Raw genomic sequence first — 17,966 nt, forward strand, 5'->3', positions numbered from 1 at the left:
CGGCACGGCTTAGCGCGTGAGGTTTCTCCACAGGAACTCGAGTGCCAGCGCGTTCTTGAACGCCAGTTGCTCGTTGTCGGCGGCCGCGCCGTGCCCACCTTCGATGTTCTCGTAGTAGGCAACGTCGTAGCCGAGCTCACGCATCCGCGCGACCATCTTGCGGGCATGGCCCGGATGCACCCGGTCATCTCTGGTCGACGTCGCGAAAAGCACCGGTGGATAAGGGCGATCCGCGGCAACCTGGTGGTACGGCGAGTACTTCCGCAGGAATTCCCAGTCCGATTCCTCGTCCGGGTCACCGAACTCCGCCATCCATGACGCGCCCGCGAGCATCACGTGGTAGCGCTTCATGTCCAGCAACGGCACCTGGCACACGATCGCGCCGAAGAGCTCCGGATAGCGGGTGAGCATCACGCCCATGAGCAGGCCGCCATTGCTGCCGCCCTGGATGCCGAGCCTGGGTGGCGAGGTGATGCCGCGGCTGGTCAGGTCGCTCGCCACAGCGGCGAAGTCTTCGTACGCCCTCACCCGGTTCTCACGCAGTGCCGAACGGTGCCATTCCGGCCCGTACTCTCCACCGCCACGGATGTTGGCCACGACGTAGGTACCACCGCGCGCCAGCCAGCCGCGGCCGATCACGCCGCTGTAGCTTGGCGTCAACGCGATCTCGAAGCCGCCGTAACCGGTGAGCAGGGTCGGCCCGGAATCGTCCGCACCTGCAGGACTGACGACGAAGTACGGGATCCTCGTGCCGTCGGCGGATGTCGCGAAAAGCTGCCGGACCGAGAGACCTGAGGCGTCGAAGAACGACGGTGCCTGCTTGAGCACCTCGATCGACCCGCCGATCTGGCCGTAGCGCAGCGTCGAGGGCTCGGTGAAGCCACTCGAATTGAGGAAGTACTCGTCACTGTGGTCAGGATCGGTGCCGACGATCTCGGTGTTGCCGATCTCGGGAACTCCCGGAAGCGGCGCTCGATCCCACCCACCGGCGCCCGGCGTCAACACCTCCAGCCGACTCTTCACATCCGCCAACGTGCCCAGGATGAGATGGTGGCGCGTCCACGCGAAATAGCTCAACGACGTGTGGGGATCGGGTTCGAACAACACCGTCAGGTCCCGCTCACCCGCCATGTAGGCCTCGAAAGGCGCCGCCAGCAAGGCACCCGCGGGATACGTGGTGACGCCGACTGTCCACGGCGTGCGGGTGCGGACGAGCATCCATTCCCGATGCACGGAGACGTCGACGTCATGCGGGACGTCGATCTTGACAAGACCCTCGGCCCCGGTGACGTCGGCGGACACCCGCAGGTATTTCTCACTCGAGTAGAAGTCGATAGCGCGACGTACGAAGTCACGCTCGAAACCCTCGGTGTGATCGTGGAACGCCGACACCGACACGTCGTCCGGCTTGCCCTCGAAGACCGTCACCGCCTCCGACAACGGAGTTCCGCGCCGCCATTCCTTCACGATGCGCGGATACCCGGACGACGTGAGTGAACCTGGTCCGAAGTCGGTGCCGACATAGACCCGGTTCTCGTCGATCCATCCCACGAAGCTCTTCGCCTCGGGCAAGGAGAAGCCGTCCTCGACAAAGGACAACGTCTCCAGGTCGAACTCGCGCAACACCGTCGCGTCGGCACCACCGCGGGACAGCGGAACCAGGCAGCGCCGGTACTCCGGCCGCAACACCGCGGCCCCACGCCACACCCAGTTCTCCGACTCCTCCGCACCGAGGGCGTCGACGTCGAGCAGAACCTCCCAGTCCGGCTCGTCGCCCCGGTAGCTCTCGAGCGTCGTCCGCCGCCACAGTCCACGCGGGTGCTCGGCGTCCTGCCAGAAGTTGTAGAGGTGATCACCGCGCCTGTGTACGTAAGGAATCCGCTCGTCGGAGTCGAGCACCTCACGGGCCTCACCGCGTACCTGCTCGAACCGCTCACCCCGGGCGAGGACGGACAGGGTTTCGTCGTTGCGTTCGCGGACCCAGGAGAGCGCGGGCTCGCCGGAGACCTCCTCGAGCCAGAGGTACGGATCGTCGCCGTTGCCCGGGTCCGCCGGCACCGCGCCCGCCGATGTGCCGTCGGCGGGTGTCGTGCCGACCGGTGTGGTCTCGTCCATGCCCGCCATTGTGACGCACCCGTGCGAGGGGAGCGGGGCCCGCTCACCCGCCCTCGGCCGGGAGGGCACGAGGGCCGGGTCAGATGACGCGGCGCGCGGCCAGCAGCTCGGCGATCTGGACCGCGTTGAGCGCCGCGCCCTTGCGGAGGTTGTCGCCCGACACGAACAACGCCAGACCGTGTGCGACACCGGGGTCCCTGCGTACCCGCCCGACATAGGACGGGTCCTTGCCGGCGGCCAGCAGCGGCGTCGGCAGGTCGGTCACCTCGACCCCGGGAGCGTCGGCGAGAAGCTCGACGGCGCGCTCCGGCGAGAGCTCACGGTCGAACTCGGCGTTGATCGACAACGAGTGCCCGGTGAAGACGGGGACGCGTACGCAGGTGCCCGACACGGCAAGGTCGGGAATCTCGAGGATCTTGCGACTTTCGGTACGGAGCTTCTGCTCCTCGACGGTCTCGAGGGTGCCGTCATCGACCAGCGCGCCAGCCAGTGGGTGCACGTTGTACGCCACAGTGGTCGGGAACACGCTCGGCTCCGGGAACTCCACGGCGTCGCCGTCGAGGGTGAGGGCTGCCGCCGAGCCCCCGGCCTTGGCGAGCTGCTCGTCCAGCTCACGGACACCGGCGCCACCGGAGCCCGAGACGGCCTGGTACGTGCTGACCACGAGTCGCCGCAGGCCGGCCTCGCGGTGCAGTGGTGCGAGAACCGGCATCGCGGCCATCGTCGTGCAGTTCGGGTTGGCGACGATCCCCTTCGGGATCGAGTCGAGTGCGTGCGGATTGACCTCGGACACCACGAGAGGCACCGCGGGATCCATCCGCCAGGCCGAGGAATTGTCGATCACCACGGCACCCGCGGCGGCCATGCGCGGCGCGACCGTGCGGGACGTGCCGGCGCCCGCCGAGAACAGCGCCAGGTCGAGGCCGGCGAAGTCGGCAGTCTCGGCGTCTTCGACGGGTATGTCTGTGCCGTGCCACGGCAAGGTGCGTCCCACCGACCTCGCCGACGCGAAGAACCTCACCTGTTCGGCCGGGAACGCCCGATCCGTCAGCAACTGCCGCATGACCGCGCCGACCTGGCCGGTGGCGCCGACTACTCCGATCCGCATGAGCGCCAGGCTACGAGACGCCGCCCGCGCGGGGCGACCTGATTCCGGGCGACAGGCCCGGCCCGCTCATCGGTCGCGGACGGCGTACGCAAGCAGTCCCGCCACGACGATCGCCAGCAGGACGCCCAGCGCGGGAACCACCACCGTCGAGGCGTCCTCCACCCGGGCGCCGAGCGGCACCGCCACCGCGGCAATGAGCGCCGTCACACCGAGCACCGCACCGGTACGTACGAGCCATCGGCGTACGACTCCAGGGAGGAACCGGACGTTCAGCGGCACCGCCGCGGCGAACCCGCTCGCGCTGTGGTGCACATAGAGCGCCGCCGCCAGCGCCAGCACCGGGAGGAACGCCACCCGAGCCTCGGACGTGGCCGTCCCCGCCACCCACCCGCCCACCGCCAGAAGCTCCAGCGCCAGCACCGGCCACCGCCCGGGCAGCACCACCGTCACAAGCGGTACGACGACAGCTACGACGACGACCAGCGCGGGCGCGAGGGTGTAGGCACGCCCGGGCATGGCGAGCAGCAGGGCACCGGCACCGGCGACCCACCCGAGCAGCCGCAGTGCCAGCCCGCCGAGCGTCACCCGCCGGGTGGCCCCGACACCGGCCGCCACCGAGTCGCGTACCTGCGTGACGATGGTCATCGGGGCGCCGCCGCGATCCGCGAGACGTCCCGCAGGACCTGGTCGAGGCTGCCGGCCCCTGCCCAGGTCACCGTGGGGACGCCGTGCTCGAGGAGTTGGGCGAGGGTGTTCTGGCGTTCGAGCCGCCACATCCGGAACGCGGCGTCGGACCACGGACCGGGCCGCCCCGCCGCCGGTCGTGCGTACGACGGAAGGGTGTCGACCGCGACCACCGACCGCCCGCTCCGTGCCAGCCGGGCCACGGCCGCGACGCTGCGCCGGTCGAGGAACGGGGTGAGCACGATGAGCAGTGCCGCGGTCGGGAGTACGTGCCGGCGGAAGATCCCCTCGGTGGGGTCGTGCGGCCCCTCGCCGGACTGGACGCCGAGCAACCATTCCAGTGCCATCAGGTAGTGCCGGCGTCCGGTGCCCGCGCGCAGCGCCCGGTTGCGTCCGCCGTACTCCAGGAACCGCACCCGGTCGCCGCGGCCGACGTAGTGCTGGGCGATCCCGGCGGCGGCGCGGACGGTGGTGTCGATCACGCTGGCGGTTCCGTCCACGCCCGCGTTCATCGCGCCACGAGCGGACCTCTGTCCGCTGGCCCCCGCCGAGGACACGCCCGCCTCATGGAGCACGTCGAGGACCAGCACCAGCTCGGCGTCGCGGTCGGAGAGGGTCTGCGCGACGTGGAGTTCGCGGGTACGCAGCGAGGCGCGCCAGTCGATCCGCCGGAGTCGGTCGCCGGGTGCGAAGCGTCGGATGCCGGCCAGCTCGCCGCCGTCCCCGTACCGGCGGGACCGGTGGGCGCCCACCAGGCCGGCGGCGTTCGGCATCGCGTCGTCGGCATCGAACGGATCGGTCCGCGGGAACACCTTCAGCGCCAACGCCGGCGAGGTCATCGAACGGCTCACGAGCAGCCCGTCGCCGCTGACCGCCTGGACCTGCACGGGCGCGAACGTGTGCCTCCCCCACCGCGCGACCTCACCTCGCACGGTGACCTTGGCGCGTCGCTCACCTCCGACGGTCACCGCGAGTGGCCGGCCGGCGTCATGGTCGGCCAGCCAGGCCGTGACCTCCCGCCGAATGACCACCAGGTCGTACGCCGACTCGTCGTCGTTGCCGATCCCGATGTCGATGCCGAGCTCGTTGCCCTCGACGACGTGCGCCTGCCTGGTCGCGAGCGCCGGCTGAGGCGGTCGCCGGGGCCGGTAGCGCAGGGCCACCGCCGTGCCGAGCCCGAACGGTGCCGCCAGGACGGCCAGGTCCGCGCGGCCGGTGACGACCGCGGCCACGAGGAGGACCAGCGTCAGGACCACGGCCCGCCCCAGTGCTGGTGTCGGCGTCCAGTCGGGTGGCCCGGACACCGCAGGCGGGGAGGGCGTGCCTCCGGTCGTGGTCATCGTTGCGACGCCGTGCCCTTGGCCGACGCCGTGCCCTTGGCGGCACCCGCACTCTCGGCGGACCCGCCGTCCTGGGCGGCAGGATCGTCCTGGGCGGAGTACGTCGGAAGCGCACCGCTCGCCGGCGCCGCCACCGCCGCGACGGCGTCCTGTACGACGCGTTCGGGCTCGATCCGTTGCAGCCACATCTCCGGGCGCAGCGTGATCCGGTGCGCCAGCGCGGGAGCCGCGAGCTCCTTGATGTCTTCGGGTACGACGAACGAACGCCCGTCCAGCACAGCCTTCGCCCGGGCCAGCAGCAGCAACGCGAGCGATCCACGCGGCGAAGCGCCGACCAGCACGCGCTCGTCGGCGCGGGTCGCCCGGACGATCTCGATCAGATAGTGGTTCAGCGAGTCCTCGACCACGACGTCTTCCAGCGCGGCCTGCATGGCGAGCAGCGTGGGGCCGTCGACCACGGGTGGGACGACCGCCTCCTCACGCCGGCGGGCCATCCGGCGGCGCAGCACGTCGAACTCCTCGCCTGCGTCGGGATAGCCGAACGACACCCGCAGCAGGAACCTGTCCAGCTGGGCCTCCGGCAGCGGGTAGGTCCCTTCGTACTCGATCGGGTTGGCGGTCGCGAGGACGTGGAACGGCGACGGTAGCGGATAGGTCGTGCCCTCGACCGACACCTGCTTCTCCTGCATCGCCTCGAGCAGTGCCGCCTGCGTCTTCGGTGGGGTCCGGTTTACCTCGTCCGCCAGCAGCAGGTTGGTGAAGACCGGGCCCTGGCGGAACGTGAAGTCGTGGCTGCGTTGGTCGTACAGCAGCGACCCGGTCACGTCCGCCGGCAGCAGGTCGGGGGTGAACTGGATCCGCCGGAACTCCACGCCCAACGCCTGCGCCAGCGACCGCGCGGTCAACGTCTTGCCGAGCCCGGGTAGGTCCTCCAGCAGGATGTGGCCACCGGCCAGGACGCCGCCGAGGACGAGCGCCAGCGCGTCGCGCTTGCCGACCATCACCTCGCCCACCGCGTCCAGGACCTGGTGGCACTTCTGGCTGACCTCGGGAATCGTCAGTGCTGTCGCAGCCACAGGTCCTCCATCTCCTTCACGATGAGCGTCAGCTCGGCGGGCGACGGTGCCCGGGCGCGCTGCCCCACACTTCCGGTCTCCAGGAACTCCCACAGCCGCGGACCCAGGAGCTCCTGCGCGCGCTCGGGATCACGAGCGCGGCTGATGCCGTGCGCGGTGCGCAGCCGCTCGTCGACCACCGCGGTGATCTCCGGCAGGACGGTACGCCGGAAGTACGCGGGATCGCCGTGGATCAGCTCGAGCCGATCCTCCCACCGGCGGACTTCGGCGAACGGCCGGTCGAGGACGCCGTACGCCCGGACCTCGGTGTCCTCCCGGATCGGTGACTCCAGGACCGGTGGGGTGGCGACGGCGGCCGCGATCTGGCGGCCGGCGACGACCGCGAGGATCACGACGAAATAGAGGAGGTACGGAACCTCCCAGCCGAACACCGCCCCGCTCGCCGCGTAGAGGACCCCCGCGACGGCGGCCGACAGTCCGAGCGCCACCAGTGCCTGGCGGACGGTTCGGCGGGGCGTCACGACGTGACCGCCGGGCGGCCGAGGTCGGTCCGGAGCTGGGTCAGGGTGGCCCGTGCCGTGTCGCGCATCGTCTCGTCAACGGCGTCTGGTGCGTACCGTGCCTGCCGGTAGAGCTCGACCAGCACGCGCAGCGGTTCCGGACTGACCTCGTGGGCGGTGAGTACCCGCCCCACCAGGTCGGCGGGGGTGTCGTGCGGCTCGCGTTCGGTTCCGGCAGCGGCGGCGGCTGCCTCCAGACGTAGCCAGCAGCCGATCACCGCGCGGCGCGGGTCGGCGGAGTCGTCGGCCAACTCCTCGATGCCCGCGGCCACGGCAGCGTGCAGCTCTTCGGCCGCCGGCACGGGTTCGGACTCCGTCTCCAGGACCGGACGCGGCCGCCTCGGACCGATCTTGATGCGTACGTACCGACGGAACAGGTACACGACGCCTGCCAGCAGCGCGACGGTGACGAGCGCGAGCACGACCAGCAGGATGGTGCCCACCCAGGCGGGTACGTCGGCGGCCGCGGGTGCCCCCGTCGGGCTGGCGCTCGACGAGATCTCGGGTGCGGGCGGTGGTGGCGGTGGGGCGGCCGGCGTGCCGGCCGTGCGCGCCGGGGTCGGCAGCCGGGTGGCGCCGGGTCCGGAGACGAGGGCGATCGTCGTGATCAGGGCGAGAAGCCCGAGCACGACGACAACAGGACCCGCCCGTCGTAGCGTCCGGTCGACCTCCATCACCCCGACACCCTAAGACCTCAGGGACTCTCCTGGTGATCATGATCGTGACCATGAACGTGTTGGGGCGCCACGCTGCTATGAATGTCGTCGCGGCACCACCAAGGCGGCGGGGTCCGCGCACATCGGCTTGGCTGGGAGGACACGACCTGTGATCACAGTCATCGGCGAGGCGTTGATCGACCTCGTAGGCGACGGCGCAGTGTTCCAGGCGACGCCGGGCGGCAGTCCGGCCAACGTCGCCGTCGGGCTCGCCCGGCTCGGCCAACCCTGCGACCTCCTCTGCCGGATCTCCGGCGACTCGTTCGGCGCCCGCCTTCGCGAGCATCTGCGCACCAACGGCGTTTCGCTCCGCCATGCCGTGCCCGCCACCGAGCCGACGACCCTCGCCATCGCGACTCTCGACCCGAGCGGGTCGGCGGCGTACGAGTTCTACGTCGAGGGCACGGCCGACTGGCAGTGGACGACCACCGAGCTGCCGTCCCCTCTGCCCCAGGACGTGGTAGCCCTCCACACCGGGTCTCTCGCCCTGGCCATCGATCCGGGCGCGGCCGTGCTCGAGGAGTACCTCCGCCGTGAACGTGAACGCGGTGCCGTCACGATCAGTCTCGACCCCAACGTTCGACCGCAGTTGGCGCCTGACCGGGACGCGTCACGGCGCCGGATCGAGCGGCAGGTGTCGTACGCCCATGTCGTCAAGGCCAGCGCGGAAGACCTCGGATGGCTCTATCCGGGTGAGCCGATGGTCGATGTGGTCCGCCACTGGTGCGGCCTCGGACCGTCGCTCGTCGTCCTGACCCTGGGCGCCGAGGGTGCCCTCGCGCTGGCTGCGGGAGGCGAGCTGGTGGAGGTATCTGCCCCTCGCGTCCAGGTCGTCGACACGGTGGGGGCGGGCGACGCGTTCAGCGCCGCGCTACTGAGCGGGCTCGCCGACCGCGACCTGCTGTCGCGTCTGCGTACGGCTCAGGTTCGTACACCCGAACCAGGGCCGGACGACTCAGCTGTGCGTGGCGCCCTTCCCGACGTGCTCCGCCGGGCCTGTACCGCGGCGGCACTGACCTGTACCCGGCCGGGAGCCGACCCGCTGACGGCCAGCGAACTGGCCAACGCGACAGAGAGCGCCAGCGGCACATGACGCCGCGTGAGGACGAGGGTCGGGGACTGGCAAATGGTCGCGCGACATACTCGCGGCAACAATTACTGTCTAACAGTAATTGTTCATATGCATTACGTAACTTAGGTGTATCTACGTTTTACCGCCTGGGCGCAGCCGCGTGATCCGGCCGGGTTTCTGCTGGTCAGGCACGAAAATGAGCTGACTGGACGCGAGAAACGTTTCGTTCCGCTTCATTTTCACAACTCGCTGCACAATCGGGCTGATCGCTGGCATCCTGGATCGCACATCACGAACACATTGGGCGTGCTCCGCCCTTCGGGCAGAGCTCATATTCCACAACGTGCGATGCCCATTGATCGTCCGGCGTGTGCCGGGATCTCGGGCCGCCGAGCGGCGTACGAACTGTGGGGATTTCATCACCCCAACGATGGCCGGCGATCGGGGAGAGGCCATGGACTGGAAGATTCTTGTGGCGATCTTCGCCGCCGGAGCCATCAGCATCATGATCATTTCTATGATCGTCGGATCGGTGAGAAGCACCAGGGGCGGACTCGACTGGGACCACACCACCGACCGCGCGTTCCATCCCTGGGACGACGACGACCACTGAGATTTTTGGTGCCCTCGAGAGCTCATCGCGGCGGGCGACACGGGCTCGGCGTACCCGGCCACCGCTCCCACCCGATCGTGAGCAGCCGAGGATCTCCTGCCACGGCCGTTGCCAGCTCGCGTCAGCGGACACCGGTGTCCGGCCGGGTCCGGTCGAGCTCGTCCACACCCCGCCCGTTCGGGCGCGTTCTCCGGTACGCATCGCCTACTGTCGCTCGGTAGCCACGCGGAAGGGGTGCCCATGGGCGAGCTCAACGGCAAGGTCGCGCTCGTCGCTGGAGGCGGGTCCGGCATCGGCAGGGCCGTCGTCGAACGCCTGGTCGCCGGGGGCGCCACGGTGGTCTTCTGCGGGAACGTCGCAGACCAGGTACGCGCGACCGAGACGGAGGTCCGCGCCAGTGCCACGGACAGCAGTGACAGTGGCAGAGGCGCAGGTGGCGGTGGCGCAGGTGCCGGTGGCGGGAAGCCGGCGGTGACCGGAGTCGTCGCCGACGTCACCAGCTCAGCTGACGTAGGCCGGTTCGTCGACGACGCCGCCAACACCCACGGCGGGATCGACATCCTGGTCAACTCGGCCGGTATCCAGCGCTACGGCACCGTCGAGGAGACCTCCGAGGAACTCTGGGACGAGGTCCTCGCGGTCAACCTCAAGGCGATGTATCTCACCGCCCGATTCGCCGTCCCGCACCTGCGCGCCCGCGGCGGCGGGTCGATCGTCAACGTCTCGTCGGTCCAGGCGTTCGTCGCGCAGGATCGGGTCGCCGCGTACGCCGCGTCCAAGGCCGGCATCGTCGGGCTCACGACGGCGATGGCGATCGACCACGCGAAGGACAAGATCCGCGTCAACACCGTGTGCCCCGGCTCGGTCGACACGCCGATGCTGCGGTGGGCCGCCGATCTCTACCGCGGTGAACGCAGCGTCGACGAACTGGTCGAGGAGTGGGGCCGCAGCCACCCACTCGGTCGGGTCGCGCGGCCCGCCGAGGTGGCCGAGCTGGTGGCGTTCCTCGCGAGCGACCGGGCGTCGTTCATCACCGGGGCCTCGCACCGGGTCGACGGCGGGCTGCTCTCTGGCGTACCGGTCGTTCTCCCCCAGGGCTGACACCGGACCCACCGCAGGGCGACGCTCCGCTCCGCGAACGGCTCCACCCCGTGATCATGATCGTGATCATGATGGTTTTCCGGATGTATAGCCCTCTTCAGCTTCAGCGTTCCGTTCGCCTTCATGATCACGGGAGTTTGGAAGCCCCATCGCATGGATCATGAAGTGGATCCGGGCCAGGAAGGGAAACGGGGCTATCGATCCGCGAATCCTTCACGATCACGATCATGATCACGGGAGGGGCGGAGCGTCGGTCGGCGAAAGTTGCGGCGGGTGTCCGTACCGGGCCAGCGGCGTGACCTACCGGGCGCCCGCGGGGTAGCGTGAGCGTTCCACTCCGTACGTACAACTTTGCTTCCGCGCGCCGCGTTCATATGCTCACACGCGGAACGCTGGCACACGGAAAGCGCATTCCCAGGAGGGCCGATGGAACGACTGCGGGCTGCGATCGTCGGAACAGGCGGAATCGCCCGGGCCCACGCACGGGCACTCAAGGCCTACCCGGACCAGGTGGACCTCGTGGCCGCGACCGATGTCGACGCGACGCGGTTGGAGAAGTTCGCCGAGGAGTGGTCGGTCCCGGGGAAGTACCCCAGCCTCGCCGACATGCTCGCGCAGGAGCAGCTTGACATGGTGCACCTGTGCACACCGCCTGGCGCCCACGCCCCCGACGCGATCCAGGTGCTCGACGCCGGGACGTCGGTCGTCTGCGAGAAGCCGCCGTGCATCTCACTCGCCGAGTTCGACCGGATCGCCGAGGCCGAGAAGAGCAGCGCCGGCCACTTCGTCGGCATTTTCCAGCACCGGTTCGGGACCGCCGCCGAAGCCGCGTACAAGCTCGTCCAGGAGGACCGCCTCGGCCGGCCGCTCGTCGCGGTGTGCAACACGTTGTGGTACCGCGGCGATGCCTACTACGAGGTCGAATGGCGCGGCCGTTGGGACACCGAGGGCGGCGGCCCGACGATGGGTCACGGCATCCACCAGCTCGACCTGCTCGGGCACATGCTCGGCGAGTGGTCCGAGATCTCCGCGCACGCGCCGCGGTTGGCCCGCAAGGTCGACACCGAGGACGTGTCTGTCGGCTACATGACGTTCGCCAACGGCGCGGTCGCGACGCTTGTCAACAGCATCTTGTCACCGCGCGAGGAGAGCTACCTGCGCTTTGACTTCGTACGCGGCACACTCGAGGTGAGCCACCTCTACAGCCACGCCGTCGACTCGTGGACCTACACGCCGGTAAAGGGAATGGAGGAGGACCCACCGCCGTGGCCACCGGCAGGAGAGGACGTGCGGAGCTCGCACCAGGCGCAGCTCGGCGAGATCCTGACCAGCCTCCAGGCCGGCAAGCGGCCCGCCACGACCGGTGCCGGGCTCCGGCGTACGGTCGAGATCGTCACCGGGATCTACGCCTCGTCGTTCACCGGCCGGCGGGTGAGCCGAAGCGATCTCACACCCGACAACCCGTTCTACCACCAGCTGGACGGAAGGTCCCACCCATGAGCGCGAGGAGCCCCCACGGAGGTACGCCGAGGTACGAGGTGTGCCGGAGTGAGGCACCGCAGCGGTCATGCAAAGGGGGCACGGCATGAGCGCGAGGAGCCCCCACGGAGGTACGCCGAGGTACGAGGTGTGCCGGAGTGAGGCACCGCAGTGGTCATGCGAAAGGAGACCAGCATGAGCGAGCTGGCCATCGCCGATGTCAACAGTGCCTTGACGGTGACTGCCGGCGACGTGGAGCTGTGCCGGTACGTCTACCACTCCGACGTCGCCCAGGTCGAGTCGCCGCGGCCTTACCTGCATCCACTGCGTACGCTCGACGGCAAGCTCGTCTCGCTCTACCGCCCGCACGATCACGTGTGGCACAAGGGGATCTCGCTGGCGCTGCCCAACGTCGGGCCGGAGAACTTCTGGGGCGGGCCGACGTTCGTCCGAGACAAGGGGTACGTGGGCCTGCCCAACAACGGAGCCCAGGCACACCAGGGATTCGACACTGTCGACGTCGACGGCGGCATCGCGCGCGTCGACGAACGGCTGACGTGGATCACCCAAAGTGGCGAGATCTGGCTGACCGAACTCCGGCAACTGCGCTTCTCGGTCCTGGCCGACACCGACGCCTGGGTGCTGTCGTTCACCACCGCGTTGACCAACTGTCGCGGCGAGTCGATCGGGTTCGGTAGTCCAACCACGGAAGGGCGTCCGAACGCCGGCTACGCAGGACTCTTCTGGCGCGGACCGCGATCCTTCAACAAGGGAACGGTTCTCTCCTCCGACGGCCCAGGCGGCCCGGCGATGATGGGTGAGCGGGCGCGCTGGTTGGCCTACGTCGGCAGGCACGACGAGATCGACGCGACGTCGACGGTGGTGTTCCGCGACGAGAACGGCAACGTCTCGCATCCGACCAAGTGGTTCGTCCGCGACGATCCGTACGCCTGCGTGTGCCCGGCCCCGTTCTTCGACGAGGTTCACGACCTGGCCGACGGGGCCACGATGACGTTGCGGTACACGGTCGTGGTCGCGGGCGCCCCCTGGGACGCCGAACAGGTCGAGTCGGTCCTCAGCACGCTGCCGTAACTGGAGTGAGGGCACCCCTCATGCAAACTGCGGAGGAGATGAGGGGACCCCATACAACCGCGGAGCGGATGAGGGGCCCCTGTCACGAACCTGTTGGATGAACGGCGCCCTCATCCAAGCCCCGACTGGAGGAGAGCGCCGTTCATCTCACTGGTCGGGCTGGGCTCACTGGTCGGCTGGGCTCACTGGTCGGGCTGGGCTCACTGGTCCGGTTGGGCCGATCCCTCGCCATCGAGATCGAGGCCGAGGTCGAGCGGCGGCAGTGCCACGCACACCGGCAGGGACTCCACCGGGCACCACGGCGACGGCGACGGAGTGGGGCCGGGCGCCGGCGTGGGATCCGGTGACGGACCGGGACCCGGTGACGGACCGGGACCCGGATCTTCCGGCCCAGGTTCCCCGGGATCTCCTGGCGCGGGTTCTCCTGGCGCAGGTTCTCCGGGCGCGGGCCCTCCAGGCCCCGGCTCCCCCGGATTCGGTTGCCCGGTCGGCCGAGGCGACGCAGTGGGCTCCGGCGACCGCCGTCCGGGCGACGACGGATCCCCTCCGCCACCGACAGCACGGACCTGGGAGACGTCGGCCGCCGTCGCGGTCGCCCCGCCCTGGCGGTAGGCAAGGATCCAGGCGTACACGCTCTGGACGTACGACGTCGAATGGTTGTAACGGTAGAGCGCTTCGCGCAGGTCCCCCGAGCGGCTGAGGTCGCCTTGCCCCACGCACAGGTACAGACCGGAGGCGAGTGCCGCGTCGAAGACGTTGTGCGGGTTCTTCGTCCCGTCGGCGTTGCCGTCGGCGGCGAAATGCTCCCACGAGCTGGGAATGAACTGCATCGGCCCGACCGCGCGGTCCCACTGGGTGTCGCCGTCTAGCCGGCCGCCGTCGGTGTCGGAGATCGCCGCATAACGCGAGCCGTCGAGCCGCGGACCGAGGATGGGTCGGACGGTGTCACCACGCGAGGTGACGTGGCCACCCCCGGCATGACCCGACTCGATCTTGCCGATGCCCGCCAGCATCTCCCACGACAGCCGGCAGGCCGGGTCGAGCACCCGAACCCGGGCGGCCGCCCTCCGGTACGCGGACAGCACGGTGGCGGGCACGCCGAGCCGACCGCCGGACGCGGCCGCCACCGGTTCGGCGTCTTCCTTCGTACGGCCGGAGGTGGCGGCCGGGCCCGCGACCTTCGGTTCCGGTGATGGCGTCGGACGCGCGCGCTCCGGTCCTGACCGCACCCACCAGCCGAACCGCCACCATTCGGTGGGTACGCCGTCGGGAGCGGGCTCCGCACGCCGGCCGTTGTCGGCCGCGGCCAGGTCGGTCGGATCGGTGGTGAGCAGGAGATACTCCTGATCCACCACGACGGGCAGGACGGACGCCATGATGGCCGCCACTGCGGCGAGACTCCATCGCGCTGTCGCCGATCGCCTCATCGGCACCCCCAAGTCATCCCGATGCCGGTGGTCGCGACGCCTTAGCCACGCCGCGTCGGCACCGTCCCTCGGCCCGGTCCAGGTCGACCGCCTCAACCGAACGTAGGAAGATCACGTTTCCAGAGCCGACCATATGCGGCTAACAGCTGTAAACGACCCATGCACATCTCATTTCGGGCAAGCGTGAGATCGTACGCAACGAGGAGTCGTCGGCGACCATGTCCGATACCCGCTAGCCGATGTCGGTGGGCGGTGGCACGCTCGACAACGTGATGCCCTCCTGCGAGCAGTGCTACCGCGCAGTCGAGTCGCGCGACCCGCGTTTCGACGGCTGGATCTATGTCGGCGTGACGACGACCGGCATCTACTGCCGGCCGAGCTGCCCCGCCATGACGCCCAAACGTCGCAACACCCGTTTCTTCCCGACCGCCGCCGCCGCGCAGGAGTTCGGGCTGCGGGCCTGCCGCCGCTGCCGCCCGGACGCGGTGCCGGGTTCTCCCGAGTGGGACGTCCGCGCGGACGTGGCTGGTCGGGCGATGCGACTGGTGAACGACGGCGTCGTCGAGCGCGACGGCGTTGCCGGGCTCGCCGCGCGGCTCGGCTACACGACCCGGCACCTCAGCCGGCTGCTCATCGCCGAACTCGGTGCCGGCTCGCTCGCCCTCGCCCGCGCCCGCCGTGCGCACACCGCCCGGCTCCTCCTCGAGACGACGACGTTGCCGATCACAGACGTGGCGTTCGCGGCGGGGTTCGGCAGCGTACGCCAGTTCAACGACACGATCCGCGCGGTCTTCGCGGCGTCCCCCAGCGAGGTGAGACGCGCCTCGCGGGAACAGACACCGACGAACGGCGCCGTCGTGCTGCGCCTTCCCTATCGTCCTCCGTACGACGTGGACGCCATGTGGCGCTATCTCGCCGACCGCATGGTGCCCGGACTGGAAGAGGCGGGCGAACCCGCACAGCAGCCGGCTCCCGGGAGGCGTCGTCCCGCGCGCGAGGCTGAGGCCGCGGCAGGGATCAGCGAGCCGGCCTACCGCCGTGCCGTGCGTCTCCACCACGGTGCCGCGATCGTGGAGCTGACGCCACGCGAGGGATTCATCCAGTGCGCGCTGCGGTTGGATGACCTGCGCGACCTCGGTGTCGCCGCCGCGCGGTGCCGCCGGCTTCTTCATCTCGACGCCGACCCCGCCGGCGTGAGCGACGTGCTGGGCCGCGACCCGCTGCTCGGACCTCTCGTGCGCGAATGGCCCGGCCTCCGGGTGCCCGGCAGTGTCGACCCGTTCGAGACGGCCGTACGCGCGGTGGTGGGACAGCAGGTCTCCGTCGCGGCGGCGCGGACCGTCACCGGTCGACTCGTGGCGGCGTACGCCAAACCACTCGCCATGCCTGCCGGATCGATCACGCATACGTTCCCCGCCGCCGATGCGCTCGCGGACGCCACCGGCCTGCCTATGCCGAAGTCCCGGGCGAGGACACTCACCGCGCTCGCGGCCGCCGTCGCCGACGGGAAGGTGAACCTCGAGCCCGGCGCGGACGGGGGCGAGACCGAACGCGCCCTGCTCGACGTTCCGGGCATCGGGCCGTGGACGGCCTCATACATCGCACTGCGCGGCCTCGGCGACCCGGACGCCTTCCCTGGAACGGATCTCGGCATCCGTCGCGCGCTCGTCGACCTCGGAGTCGCCGACCATCCGGCCACGATCGCCGCACTCGCCGAACGCTGGCGCCCGCTGCGCAGCTACGCCGCACAGTATCTCTGGACCGCACATGCACATCCCCGGGAACCCCCCGGCGGACACCGGCAACCCGAGCACAGCAACCCTCGAGGACGGGCCGCATGACCACCATCCAGCACACCTGCACCATGGACTCGCCGATCGGCCCGCTCGAACTCCGGGCAGGGCCCGAGACACTCACCTCGATCCGCTTCGTCGACAACGCACCCGCAGCGCAAGGCGAGGTTGACGCCACCGGCCCTGCCAACTCTGCCAGCCCTGCCAACGTTGACGACAGCGACGTGCTGCGGGCGGCGATCACCCAACTGAACGAGTACTTCGCCGGAGAACGCACCGACTTCGACCTTCCCCTGCACACCGGCGGTACGCCTTTCCAGCAACAGGTCTGGTCGATGCTCGCCGAGATCCCGTACGCCGAGACCTGGTCCTACGCCGAGCTGGCGCGGCGGATCGGCTCGCCGACGGCGTTCCGGGCAGTCGGTGCGGCGAACGGGCAGAACCCGCTGCCGATCGTCCTGCCCTGCCATCGCGTTGTCGGAGCCAACGGCACGCTGGTCGGCTACGGTGGCGGCATGGACCGCAAGCGCACCCTGCTCCAACTCGAGGCCACTGTCCAACTTCAGCGCGACTTCGGCTGACGGGCCAAGGACACCATGCGGATCGTCGTGGTCGGGTCGGGGATCGTCGGCACGAGTGTCGCCTATCACCTCGCCCGGCGGGGTCGCGACGTCGACGTCGTCCTTGTCGACCGTGGGGATCCGGGCCGCGCCACCGACGCGGGTGCGGGCATCATCTGCCCGTGGCTCTCGTCGGCCAAGCGCTACGTCGACGCCTACCAGTTGCACGCGGCGGGTGCTGCGTACTATCCCGAGCTGATCGAAGCCCTCGGCGACGACGGCGAGACCAAGCCCAGCTACGCGAAGGTGGGCGGGCTGTTCGTCTCCACCGACGACGCCGCGTTGGCGGACGCGCATGCACTCGCCACCCGACGAGCGGCCGAGGCGCCGGCGGTCGGCGAGGTCACCCGCGTCGACCCCGCTGACGTACGCCGGTACTTTCCGCCGTTGCGGGAGGACTATTCCGGCGTCCACGTCTCCGGTGGTGGGCGGGTGGACGGTCGGGTGATGCGTGACGCGCTGGTCCGGGCGGCGGCCCGACGTGGCATGACGCGCAGGTCCGGTTCTGCCCAGCTCGCCGTGGACGACACCGGCCGGATCACCGGCGTACGCCTCACCGGCCGCGGCTCCGCAGGCGACCTGGTCCCAGCGGACGCGGTCATCGTCGCGGCCGGCGCCTGGACACCGGAACTGCTCCGTCCGTTCGGTGTCAAGCTTGCCTTGACGCCGCAGAAGGGACAGATCGTCCACCTCCAGCTCGCCGGTGTCGACACGTCCGCGTGGCCCATCGTGCAACCGCTCGGAGCGCACTACCTGCTGGCGTTTCCGGGTGGGCGGATCGTCTGCGGCGCCACCAGAGAGACGGGCTCCGGGTTCGACTACCGGCTCACGGCCGGCGGCATCCGCGAGGTCCTCGACGACGCGCTCACCGTCGCACCCGGGCTCGCCGACGCCACCCTGCTGGAGTCCCGGGTCGGGTTCCGGCCGCGCAGCGACGACGAGATCCCCTTCCTGGGAAGGGTACCCGGTGTCGACGGACTGGTCGTCGCGACGGGGATGGGGGCCACCGGCCTCACCGCCGGACCGTACTCCGGACGGATCGCCGCGGCGCTCGCACTCGATGAACCCTCGCCGCTCGACCTCACGCCGTTCCGGATCGACCGGCCCTGAACGCCGACGAAACTGCGCGTCGGCGAACCTGAGCGTCGGCGAACCTGAGCGCCAGCGAGC

At 70.0% G+C, this 17,966-nt stretch carries 16 protein-coding genes; 8 read left to right on the forward strand and 8 right to left on the reverse strand.

All coding sequences use genetic code 11. The features are described 5' to 3' along the window. Positions 1-9: 9 nt before the first annotated feature. The 7 genes from ABN034_RS19420 to ABN034_RS19450 form a co-directional block, all read right to left on the reverse strand. Entirely contained in the window at positions 10-2,115 is a 2,106-nt protein-coding gene (locus tag ABN034_RS19420) for a prolyl oligopeptidase family serine peptidase (RefSeq protein WP_349692402.1), read from the reverse strand. Between the two features lie 79 nt (positions 2,116-2,194). Next, positions 2,195-3,223 carry an aspartate-semialdehyde dehydrogenase gene (locus ABN034_RS19425; protein ID WP_349692403.1) on the reverse strand — a complete coding sequence of 343 codons (1,029 nt, stop codon included), beginning with the start codon at positions 3,221-3,223 and terminating at the stop codon, positions 2,195-2,197. A gap of 66 nt (positions 3,224-3,289) precedes the next feature. After that, entirely contained in the window at positions 3,290-3,868 is a 579-nt protein-coding gene (locus ABN034_RS19430) for a hypothetical protein (RefSeq protein ID WP_349692404.1), read from the reverse strand. Next, positions 3,865-5,247 carry a DUF58 domain-containing protein gene (locus ABN034_RS19435; RefSeq protein WP_349692405.1) on the reverse strand — a complete coding sequence of 461 codons (1,383 nt, stop codon included), beginning with the start codon at positions 5,245-5,247 and terminating at the stop codon, positions 3,865-3,867. Before ABN034_RS19435 ends, ABN034_RS19430 begins: the two co-directional genes overlap by 4 nt. Next, entirely contained in the window at positions 5,244-6,323 is a 1,080-nt protein-coding gene (locus ABN034_RS19440) for an AAA family ATPase (RefSeq protein ID WP_349692406.1), read from the reverse strand. Before ABN034_RS19440 ends, ABN034_RS19435 begins: the two co-directional genes overlap by 4 nt. Next, positions 6,305-6,844: a hypothetical protein gene (locus ABN034_RS19445; RefSeq protein ID WP_349692407.1), complete on the reverse strand. Its 540-nt coding sequence runs from the start codon at positions 6,842-6,844 to the stop codon at positions 6,305-6,307. Before ABN034_RS19445 ends, ABN034_RS19440 begins: the two co-directional genes overlap by 19 nt. Then, the gene (locus ABN034_RS19450; protein ID WP_349692408.1) at positions 6,841-7,557 is read right to left on the reverse strand and encodes a DUF4129 domain-containing protein; all 717 of its coding nucleotides are present in this window, start codon (positions 7,555-7,557) and stop codon (positions 6,841-6,843) included. Before ABN034_RS19450 ends, ABN034_RS19445 begins: the two co-directional genes overlap by 4 nt. Before the next feature lie 151 nt (positions 7,558-7,708). Between ABN034_RS19450 and ABN034_RS19455 the strand changes: the two genes are divergently transcribed. The 5 genes from ABN034_RS19455 to ABN034_RS19475 all read left to right on the forward strand — a co-directional run bounded on the left by ABN034_RS19455 (position 7,709) and on the right by ABN034_RS19475 (position 12,956). Continuing rightward, the gene (locus ABN034_RS19455) at positions 7,709-8,692 is read left to right on the forward strand and encodes a carbohydrate kinase family protein (protein ID WP_349692409.1); all 984 of its coding nucleotides are present in this window, start codon (positions 7,709-7,711) and stop codon (positions 8,690-8,692) included. A 409-nt stretch (positions 8,693-9,101) separates the two neighbouring features. Further along, the gene (locus tag ABN034_RS19460; RefSeq protein WP_349692410.1) at positions 9,102-9,284 is read left to right on the forward strand and encodes a hypothetical protein; all 183 of its coding nucleotides are present in this window, start codon (positions 9,102-9,104) and stop codon (positions 9,282-9,284) included. 240 nt (positions 9,285-9,524) lie between these two features. Beyond that, the gene (locus ABN034_RS19465) at positions 9,525-10,385 is read left to right on the forward strand and encodes an SDR family NAD(P)-dependent oxidoreductase (protein ID WP_349692411.1); all 861 of its coding nucleotides are present in this window, start codon (positions 9,525-9,527) and stop codon (positions 10,383-10,385) included. A gap of 426 nt (positions 10,386-10,811) precedes the next feature. Beyond that, entirely contained in the window at positions 10,812-11,885 is a 1,074-nt protein-coding gene (locus ABN034_RS19470) for a Gfo/Idh/MocA family protein (RefSeq protein WP_349692412.1), read from the forward strand. Positions 11,886-12,059: 174 nt separating this feature from the next. Further along, positions 12,060-12,956, forward strand: a complete 897-nt coding sequence (locus tag ABN034_RS19475) for a DUF6807 domain-containing protein (RefSeq protein ID WP_349692413.1) — start codon at positions 12,060-12,062, stop codon at positions 12,954-12,956. 200 nt (positions 12,957-13,156) lie between these two features. On the opposite strand, the gene ABN034_RS19480 is transcribed toward ABN034_RS19475, so the two are convergent. Beyond that, positions 13,157-14,344 (reverse strand): lytic transglycosylase domain-containing protein, encoded by a 1,188-nt coding sequence (locus ABN034_RS19480; protein WP_349692414.1) that lies wholly within the window; start codon positions 14,342-14,344, stop codon positions 13,157-13,159. 278 nt (positions 14,345-14,622) lie between these two features. Here ABN034_RS19480 and ABN034_RS19485 point away from each other — a divergent pair, with 278 nt between their 5' ends. From ABN034_RS19485 to ABN034_RS19495, 3 genes are read left to right on the forward strand one after another with little or no spacing between them, the layout of a single operon-like run. After that, a complete protein-coding gene (locus tag ABN034_RS19485; protein ID WP_349692415.1) occupies positions 14,623-16,224 on the forward strand; it encodes an AlkA N-terminal domain-containing protein in 1,602 nt (533 codons plus the stop codon). Then, positions 16,221-16,757, forward strand: a complete 537-nt coding sequence (locus ABN034_RS19490; RefSeq protein ID WP_349692416.1) for a methylated-DNA--[protein]-cysteine S-methyltransferase — start codon at positions 16,221-16,223, stop codon at positions 16,755-16,757. The genes ABN034_RS19485 and ABN034_RS19490 overlap by 4 nt, the downstream gene beginning before the upstream one ends. Before the next feature lie 15 nt (positions 16,758-16,772). Next, positions 16,773-17,906 (forward strand): NAD(P)/FAD-dependent oxidoreductase, encoded by a 1,134-nt coding sequence (locus ABN034_RS19495; protein WP_349692417.1) that lies wholly within the window; start codon positions 16,773-16,775, stop codon positions 17,904-17,906. Positions 17,907-17,966: the final 60 nt, after the last annotated feature.

This window comes from Actinopolymorpha sp. B11F2 (genome assembly GCF_040195635.1).
Taxonomy (GTDB): Bacteria; Actinomycetota; Actinomycetes; order Propionibacteriales; family Actinopolymorphaceae; genus Thermasporomyces.